The 7,448-nt window shown below is 38.0% G+C and carries 13 protein-coding genes and 1 pseudogene; all 14 read right to left on the reverse strand.

Annotated features, from left to right (window positions below; all coding sequences use genetic code 11):
* Positions 1–98: 98 nt before the first annotated feature.
* Positions 99–494, reverse strand: a complete 396-nt coding sequence (locus tag ACQKIM_RS27265) for a hypothetical protein (RefSeq protein WP_427549961.1) — start codon at positions 492–494, stop codon at positions 99–101.
* A 27-nt stretch (positions 495–521) separates the two neighbouring features.
* On the reverse strand, positions 522–833 hold the full coding sequence (locus tag ACQKIM_RS27270; protein ID WP_427549963.1) for a hypothetical protein: 312 nt from the start codon (positions 831–833) through the stop codon (positions 522–524).
* 32 nt (positions 834–865) lie between these two features.
* Positions 866–1,105: a hypothetical protein gene (locus ACQKIM_RS27275; RefSeq protein ID WP_427549965.1), complete on the reverse strand. Its 240-nt coding sequence runs from the start codon at positions 1,103–1,105 to the stop codon at positions 866–868.
* Between the two features lie 189 nt (positions 1,106–1,294).
* The gene (locus ACQKIM_RS27280) at positions 1,295–1,804 is read right to left on the reverse strand and encodes a hypothetical protein (protein WP_427549968.1); all 510 of its coding nucleotides are present in this window, start codon (positions 1,802–1,804) and stop codon (positions 1,295–1,297) included.
* A gap of 103 nt (positions 1,805–1,907) precedes the next feature.
* A complete protein-coding gene (locus ACQKIM_RS27285; RefSeq protein ID WP_427549971.1) occupies positions 1,908–2,243 on the reverse strand; it encodes a hypothetical protein in 336 nt (111 codons plus the stop codon).
* 10 nt (positions 2,244–2,253) lie between these two features.
* Positions 2,254–2,958: a hypothetical protein gene (locus tag ACQKIM_RS27290; RefSeq protein ID WP_427549973.1), complete on the reverse strand. Its 705-nt coding sequence runs from the start codon at positions 2,956–2,958 to the stop codon at positions 2,254–2,256.
* A gap of 1 nt (position 2,959) precedes the next feature.
* On the reverse strand, positions 2,960–3,136 hold the full coding sequence (locus ACQKIM_RS27295; RefSeq protein ID WP_427549975.1) for a DUF6011 domain-containing protein: 177 nt from the start codon (positions 3,134–3,136) through the stop codon (positions 2,960–2,962).
* On the reverse strand, positions 3,133–3,537 hold the full coding sequence (locus ACQKIM_RS27300) for a hypothetical protein (protein WP_427549978.1): 405 nt from the start codon (positions 3,535–3,537) through the stop codon (positions 3,133–3,135). The genes ACQKIM_RS27295 and ACQKIM_RS27300 overlap by 4 nt, the downstream gene beginning before the upstream one ends.
* Before the next feature lie 20 nt (positions 3,538–3,557).
* Complete coding sequence (ssb, locus tag ACQKIM_RS27305; RefSeq protein ID WP_427549981.1) at positions 3,558–4,160, reverse strand: single-stranded DNA-binding protein; 603 nt, start codon at positions 4,158–4,160, stop codon at positions 3,558–3,560.
* The gene (locus ACQKIM_RS27310; protein ID WP_427549983.1) at positions 4,157–4,354 is read right to left on the reverse strand and encodes a DUF6877 family protein; all 198 of its coding nucleotides are present in this window, start codon (positions 4,352–4,354) and stop codon (positions 4,157–4,159) included. Before ACQKIM_RS27310 ends, ssb begins: the two co-directional genes overlap by 4 nt.
* The gene (locus tag ACQKIM_RS27315) at positions 4,351–4,527 is read right to left on the reverse strand and encodes a hypothetical protein (protein ID WP_427549986.1); all 177 of its coding nucleotides are present in this window, start codon (positions 4,525–4,527) and stop codon (positions 4,351–4,353) included. The genes ACQKIM_RS27310 and ACQKIM_RS27315 overlap by 4 nt, the downstream gene beginning before the upstream one ends.
* A 125-nt stretch (positions 4,528–4,652) precedes the next feature.
* On the reverse strand, positions 4,653–5,756 hold the full coding sequence (locus ACQKIM_RS27320; RefSeq protein ID WP_427549988.1) for a hypothetical protein: 1,104 nt from the start codon (positions 5,754–5,756) through the stop codon (positions 4,653–4,655).
* A gap of 186 nt (positions 5,757–5,942) precedes the next feature.
* Complete coding sequence (locus tag ACQKIM_RS27325; protein ID WP_427549991.1) at positions 5,943–6,686, reverse strand: ERF family protein; 744 nt, start codon at positions 6,684–6,686, stop codon at positions 5,943–5,945.
* 243 nt (positions 6,687–6,929) lie between these two features.
* Positions 6,930–7,448 (reverse strand): annotated as a pseudogene (locus ACQKIM_RS27330) (hypothetical protein); the annotation flags it as partial.

The raw sequence follows: 7,448 nt of genomic DNA on the forward strand, positions 1-7,448 counted from the left end.
TTCCCAATAGTGCACAGTATGTGATTTAGTATTTGTTGAAATATTACATTTACAGTTTTCGCATAACATTATTAATCACTCCTGTTGAACATTTTTGTTCAATTGGATAATAGCTTTTTATCTTTAAAAACATCACCTATGATTCGTGATCTAAAGTGCACGTTACCAATAAAATTTTCATCCCCTGCACAAAATGCTCCCTGATGAGAGATAACTTCTTCGTTCCATCCGTCATCATTTTCTTCATCATCATAAATACGGACAATATGCCCTGCATATATTTCGTTATCATCTAAATCGTTGTGTCCACTGTATTGTAGTAATTTAAATTCTCCATCATTGGCTTGCTCAACAATTCCAAAACCTAATGCTGTTGCAACTCCATTGAAAGTAATACGTTTGTTTTTTAAATCAAGCCATTCAACTTCTACAATTTCCCCATAACTTAAATGGTTAGGATTCGTAATTTTTGCTCGAAATTTAATAGCATTCACTTATAACAACCACCTTCACAATATTGTTCAACTAACCTTAATTTTTTCAATTCCAAAATGTAAAACAGTTTGATCCCACTCTGGTTCCTCGCCACCATATTCAACCCAAACCTCAGCCATTACCTGATAAGTTGTAGTCTTTTCATCAAAAAGAATAGGTGTCTTACAATGTTCAACAGGAACAGATAAATGTGTTGTTTCACTCTCTTGGACTAGATCATGTTTAATTGCCTTAATCATTTTGCGAAGTGCTTTTTTAGCTTTATTTTTGCTGTCATAGAATGCTTCTTTAACAGCGAAACCCATCATATCCGTTTGAACAGCCTTGTAAATAATCAACTTCATTTCCCCTTCCATCTGAACAAAATTGTTCACCTTTTCAAATAGCCAATTTCTTTAGCGTAGTTGATAATTTCTTGCTGAATTTCATCACTGTGTCCCCAATCACCGCTATTTAAGCCGCCATAACCATGTTTACCATTAGCACTTTCACCTGTGCGAATGAAGAAAGAAAAGTCGCATACCAGCGCCCACAATGTGCCACCGTGTGAAAAGCCTTTATGCGAGAACCCTTCGTATGCATAAACTTCTTCACCTGATCTATGGTCCACTATATAAACGCGTTTTTTTTTCAAAATCATTGAAGCTGTTCGATTATTTGAACCAGAATAGAAGAAACGGCGACCACGTTCTGAAATGAATTTGATCAGATTATTTACTACTTCTAAGCGCTCTTTCTTGTCTATTTTCCTTCACCTCAATTACTGAATATTTTGTTTCGATTAATCATCAAAGACTGATTATGATAGGCTACCATCCCAAAGCACTGCCATTGATTCATGTTTTTCTAACTGCGTAAATACAAAGTTTAAATCCATTAAACTTCCATCTTCATTTGTTCCACGTGCCATACATACTGCGGCGTACACTTCTGAAACAAGTTTCGCCTCATCAGTTAGTTTCTCCAATTCAAATTCATTGCTAGCTACTTCTTCAATATATACTCGAGCAGCTCCCTCTTCATTTCTCGCTTTAATAAGCGCATAATAAGGCTCCGAAAACTCAAAATATTGCAAAGGAATACGTTCCCAAGTACGCCCATTTTCATTATCAATGCATTGTACACCGTATTTTTCAAGTCGTTCAAAATTACATTCTTCATCATCGTTTGGACTGTAAACCAACTCATTTTCCTGCGTGAAAATGTCTACTTGATGTTCTAGTCCCCACATAATTGCGTCAAAATCATCTTCAATAGCAATTGTTTGATACCCCTCAAATGGTTGCCACGCCTTAAATTTGTATTCCATTTCTCCATCTCCTTTACTGGATAAAATTGTTCATTTCCGAACGATGGTATGGATCCTAATAAAGTTTCCGGGATCCATACACGAACATTACCTAGTACTCAGATTAGCTCCCAACATAGACAACGATTACAGGTTCCCATTCGTAATTTTTCATTTCTTGTTTCGCCAATTGTTCTATTTCTGCATCTTCCTCGTCACTCACAACCTTTTTTCCATGCTTCTTGGAATGAATATCTCCTGCAAGAATTTCTAACAAATCTTCGTATTCGTCACTGAAGAAAACTCGGTCATCATAGAGTGTTGTTTCAGTAACCTCGATTTTTTCAATTTCTCCGAGCGTATAAGAATAGTCGCTATTACCATCTGATGAATACATAACGACTAATCTACGTTCTGGATGTTTCGTAACTGCATTAATAAGCTCTTGTTTTTTATCCATGATTATCCTCCTAAAATAAGCTCAACTGCTCATATTTTTGTTTTTTGACAGGTACGTTCACCATTTCAAGCATATCGTGCACCACAACCGCTTCTTTTAATACAGGAGCTGAAACAACCTTTTTAATCGCCTGTAGTTCATCACCTACTAAAAGCACGCTACCTATGACCTTTTTATCTACTGGCTCATTTAGTTGAATTGATATACAGCCATAAAAATCTTCTAACACGGTTGCCTGTTTACCATTTTCATAATGTTTACGTCTTATGAGTGATTCATCCATAATTTCTACGATGTCACCAACCACGGCCGCTTCTGATTCGCCTAAGTGCTCTATACGTTCAAAACAGCTAGTATTCTTGTAAGAACCAACAGGAGCAATATTAGGACGGGTCTTTAAAAATACATCGTAGTAGCCGTTTGCTTTCAGTTCTGTGATGACGTATTCCTCACCAATCCTATAAAAATGCGAGGGAGGCTTAACGACACGAGCTAGATATTTGCTTGTTATTTGTGTTGTCACTTCCGTAGCAGCATCTACTAATTCAAAGCGGCTCTTTTGGTAGGTACCGAAATGAGCACCAGGATGAGGGAATCTGCTTACGTTATAAGCTAATCCACCATGTGGGAAAAGGAAATATTCCTCTCCCGCTTTCAAATTGGTACAGGCACCTGCATCAACGCATATTCCTTTTGCACGTTGTTTAATTGGCATCCTATGTCCCCATTTCTTCTAGATTTTCCGCTTCTAACACGTCATATATGGTGAGCTGATTTTTCAAAAATTCCTCCTCGAGGTCATCCAAATGCCGTTGCCAGCAAGTGAACCCATATTGTCGTACTATGGATTCACCACTTTTTAAAGGTCTGTTACATCTTTTGCAACGACTCATGATGTACTCTTTAGCTGAATTTCTTCGATGATTTCTACGTCATTAGCTCCAAATGTAGGAGAAGGACCCAATTCATATTCTTCCGCTTCCCAATCCTTAATAAATTCATCACGCTCATTAACATAAGTGCCAAAGAAAGGGTCTTGTTCTGCTTGGTAAAATAATTCCCTAATTCTTTCGTCATCCTCTTTTTGCCATACATATAATCCATAATCGGCAACACCAAGATGTCCGCGATCATATACAACAACCTCTAAACCATCTAGTTTGTTATATACATTGATATATCCCTGTATTTCTTCCTCACTAGGTTCTGGACCAACGGAGCCATCATACATTTTTTTAATGTCCTCTGGCGTTTTGCCAGCAGTTCGTAATATAGCTTTAAACATTTTAAACATGAGCAATTCCCCCTATTTTCTCAAAATGGCAAATCATCCTCAGATACTTCAATTGGGCCCCTATTATTTGCAAATGGATCTTCATCTACCCGCGTATAATTCGGATGATTTATAGGAGGCTGATTTTGCTGATAAGTACCACCGTTGCCAAATGAACCTTGCCCAGGCATTGTACCTCCATATTGTGGTTGACTGCTACCAAAGGACTGCTGATTATTTCCAAAAGCTTGTCCACCATATTGAGGCTGTTGTTGTGGTTGATTTGGATAATTAGGAGCGTTTTGTGAACCTCCTCCACCGTTTCGTGATGGCTCTAAGAATTGAATACTATCCGCTACAACGTCAGTGGTATACACCCTTTGACCATTTTGCCCCTCATAACTACCTGTTTGGATACGCCCCTCTAAACCAATTAATGCGCCTTTACGTTGATAGTTTGCTAGATTTTCAGCTTGTTTACGCCATGCTTGGCAAGTAATAAAGTCTGCATCACGTTCGCCGTTTTGATTTGCAAATGTACGGTTGACCGCAACTATGAAGCGGCATGAAGCAATTCCATTCGGTGTGTAGCGTAGTTCAGGGTCTTTTGTAAGGCGACCAACTATTACGACACGATTTATCATTTGTTTGAATCCTCCCTTTTCGTAGCAATGCCTGCATGTAGGTTATTTTCTAAGTACCTTAGTTGCTGCATAGCATAATGCGGACAGTTGCTGTCACTTAATCGCTTTTGTACGTCTTGTAGGACTGGAAGCGGGAACTCATACTCACTTATGAGTTTGTTGATGCGATCTGCTACTTGCTCATTGGTAATCACGCTCTAACCTCCCTACATAAACCTATAACTGCAATATAATCACCAGGCAAAAACTCAATTTTTTTGATGGTTGTAATACGTGCTGAGCTTTCCTCAAAATCGATTTTTTCACCCACTTGAACAGTTCGAGGTTTTGTAACAATACGGAATGGTACGGATTTAACTGGAGCCACTACTCATTCCCCCTTTTTAGTGATTGCTTTTAGCAAAGCCCTGTCGGTAAGCTTGTTCACCGATTGACCTTTAGCTTGTAACGCTTTTATTAAATGATTGCGTATTTTTTGATGTCTGCTCATAGTCATTTCGCCTTTCCTAACATGGCTAGTATTTTCTGTCGCTCTGCTTCAAAGTCCATAGGTGGTTTGGCTGATTCGTTTGTTTCTGGTGGTGTAAGAGAATTATCTTTATGTCGATCTTTAAACCAATCAGGAACCCTCTCTTCTCGACCTTGGCGGTAATTCCCCTTTGAGTTCAATCTTGCCTGTTCAGCTTTGGCTTTCTCTGAATCTGCTTTTATTTGCCGGATAAGGGTTGTTGCTTTTTCACGTAATTTCTTCGTGGAAAGGATATTGGATTTCCAAAATGTATTATTTTGAGACCAGTTGATTAAATACTTGATTTGTTCTTCATTGCGATCATCCCTTTCCATCATCAAGCGGATATGATCTGACCAACTATCCATGTTCGGCAATTTAAAACTAGGGTCATCTTGTAAAATTTTTTCATAGAGCATATAAGCCAATTGATAATGGATGGAGGATTCGTCGTAAACTCGTTTGCGACTTCCACTTTTCTTTTTAGTAATCTCTGTATTTGTAATCTCTGTAGTAATCTCTGTAGTAATCTCTGTATACGTATTACCCTCAGCGGTAATAGGTGTTTCCCGTACGGGCAATACCCTATTGCCCATATCGGTAACACCCTCCTTACCATAAGGGAAAGAACCTGTTTCCTTTTTTGGTAACACCCTATTGCCCATAAAGGTAATACCTTCTAAAAGTCCTACATTTAAACTGATAAATAATACGTTAGATAAGCTAGTTCCATTTTTTGAGATAGTACGAAATTCTCGAATAATTAAGCCTAATTGTTCTAAGCGATCCATTGCTTCTCTGACTTGTTTTTTACTAAAGCCAAATTGGGCTACAAAACTGTCATAGGAACGTTGTAAAGCATCAGCTTTGAACTTCTTATTCATGCCTATCAATCTTCCTGACTCTTCTTCTTTCACATAGGAAGGACGGTACCAATACACAATTTCACTTAGTAAGGTAATGGCAATTAAATCGGGCTTTCCTGTACTTTCCAAGCGAATATTTTCATACCAGGTATGTGGTATCACATTCCCTTCCAAATGCATATTCCCAATTGCATCTACTGTTGAATTACCTGTTGTAAACATTTGGTTTGCCCTCCTATAAAAAGCCGTCTTTTCGCTCACATATTGCGAAACTACCACGTATTTCAGTAGTTCTGTAATGTGGGTAGCGTTGCATGTATGTGAGCACCAGACGCCTTATTTCATCTTTATTTCCTTTTGCCTGGTCAAAAATCCATTGAGGCAATAACACTCTATGTGGCACATAATTCATTGTGCAACTTGCATTTTGATAGCGCGTAAATATTGGATTAAGCTATCCGCTTCTTTTGTTGTTAAAATATCTGAATTTTTATCAGGAATTTTACATTTCTGCATGGCACCGTTATAAGCGGTATTAGGATCTGAGCCATAAGCTGCAGCGACTTCACTCAACAATCTTGCTATTTCGTTAAACTGTTCCTGAGTCCTTAGACCGTTGTTGTTAGGTTGATTTTGTTGTTGCATTTGTTGTTGATTCCCTTGTTGCTGTGGTTGTCCATTGTTATTTGGCTGATTCTGAGGTGGTTGATTCACGTATTGATACTCGTTTCCACTCGCACCATTAGCATCATCATCCTTCTCTGTAGCGAGCCCTAACATAGCTGATAAGCTATAACGCTTCATGTAAGTAATCTGTCCACCAAAATCCTGCATGCTTTTTGCTGCTGGAAATTTGAGTGGATAGGATTTCACATACTCTCCAGATTCATGTAGAAATATGGTTTCGACACAAGCCATCGTTAAACTTCCTTCAACAGTTGTATAGCTGTTCTGTATGATTGATAAATGATTTTGAACGAATATAGGTCTGACAGCATCCAAAATGCCATTGAGATCGGTATACTCAAATGTGTAAGAACCGCCACTTTTAGTACGAACATTCACTTTTGCATTGTGCTTGGGTGTTTGAATCGTAGCCCATGCTTTAGCCAGTGCCGCTGAAATGTTTACATTACTTTCGGAAAAAAGCATATTCTTCCCCCTAGTTGATTTTTTGAAGTCCATGGCTTAAGATATAAATAACTTATTTTTTAAAAATGTCTTTTTAAGGACTGCTGCGGATACAGTAGTCCTTTTTAATTTCATCACCCTTTCACATGTATTAGTGGTTCACCCCACCAAGCAGTTCACAAATTTCCTTTGAGGATTCAGCTAACCAACCTATTTGTGAACTCCTGGGCAGGAGCGAGTTTAAACTCGCAACCGCTTATTCATTTAATTTTTATTAACCATTTCCCGAGCAATGAAGAAATTTCCGAAGCCATCTCTTTCAGGTAACCCATTTTCCTGATAATTGAGAGTAGCAGCTTCAAGAAACATTTCTTGCCCACAATCTCTACAATTTACAGTTTCATCCTTTTCACTCACATATCTCTTACCTTTACTGCCACACTCACACCAATAATAAGCTCTGTAACGTTTAGTACCGTCATCATCAACTTTTATACCAGTGACCCAATGTTCCTCAGGCTGCTGCTGAATTAACTCAGCGATAGGTGTATTCAAAGTTCGTTCGTCATTGATTTTAGGAAGTATCTTTGAAGACGATTTTGTTACAGTAGTCATTTTTTCATTGGACTGAGTATTTTCATTTTTTGAAACTGGTTTTTCAAAATCTATTTTCTTAATAGGAGATTTGTTAATAGAATTGTTGTTATTACCATCTAGGCTATTTAATGTTAAAAAGAAACCTTTGATAATATCGCTCATGTGAAAATCTTGAATGTTTTCTGC

The sequence above is a fragment of the Lysinibacillus sp. NPDC047702 genome (genome assembly GCF_050272555.1).
Taxonomy (GTDB): Bacteria; Bacillota; Bacilli; order Bacillales_A; family Planococcaceae; genus Lysinibacillus.

Excerpts from the sequence above, each read along its gene's own strand:
- ACQKIM_RS27280 (WP_427549968.1), bottom strand. The coding sequence starts at position 1,804 with ATGGAATACAAATTTAAGGCGTGGCAACCATTTGAGGGGTATCAAACA.
- ACQKIM_RS27285 (WP_427549971.1), bottom strand. The coding sequence starts at position 2,243 with ATGGATAAAAAACAAGAGCTTATTAATGCAGTTACGAAACATCCAGAA.
- ACQKIM_RS27290 (WP_427549973.1), bottom strand. The coding sequence starts at position 2,958 with ATGCCAATTAAACAACGTGCAAAAGGAATATGCGTTGATGCAGGTGCC.
- ACQKIM_RS27295 (WP_427549975.1), bottom strand. The coding sequence starts at position 3,136 with ATGAGTCGTTGCAAAAGATGTAACAGACCTTTAAAAAGTGGTGAATCC.
- ACQKIM_RS27300 (WP_427549978.1), bottom strand. The coding sequence starts at position 3,537 with ATGTTTAAAATGTTTAAAGCTATATTACGAACTGCTGGCAAAACGCCA.
- ssb (WP_427549981.1), bottom strand. The coding sequence starts at position 4,160 with ATGATAAATCGTGTCGTAATAGTTGGTCGCCTTACAAAAGACCCTGAA.
- ACQKIM_RS27320 (WP_427549988.1), bottom strand. The coding sequence starts at position 5,756 with ATGTTTACAACAGGTAATTCAACAGTAGATGCAATTGGGAATATGCAT.
- ACQKIM_RS27325 (WP_427549991.1), bottom strand. The coding sequence starts at position 6,686 with ATGCTTTTTTCCGAAAGTAATGTAAACATTTCAGCGGCACTGGCTAAA.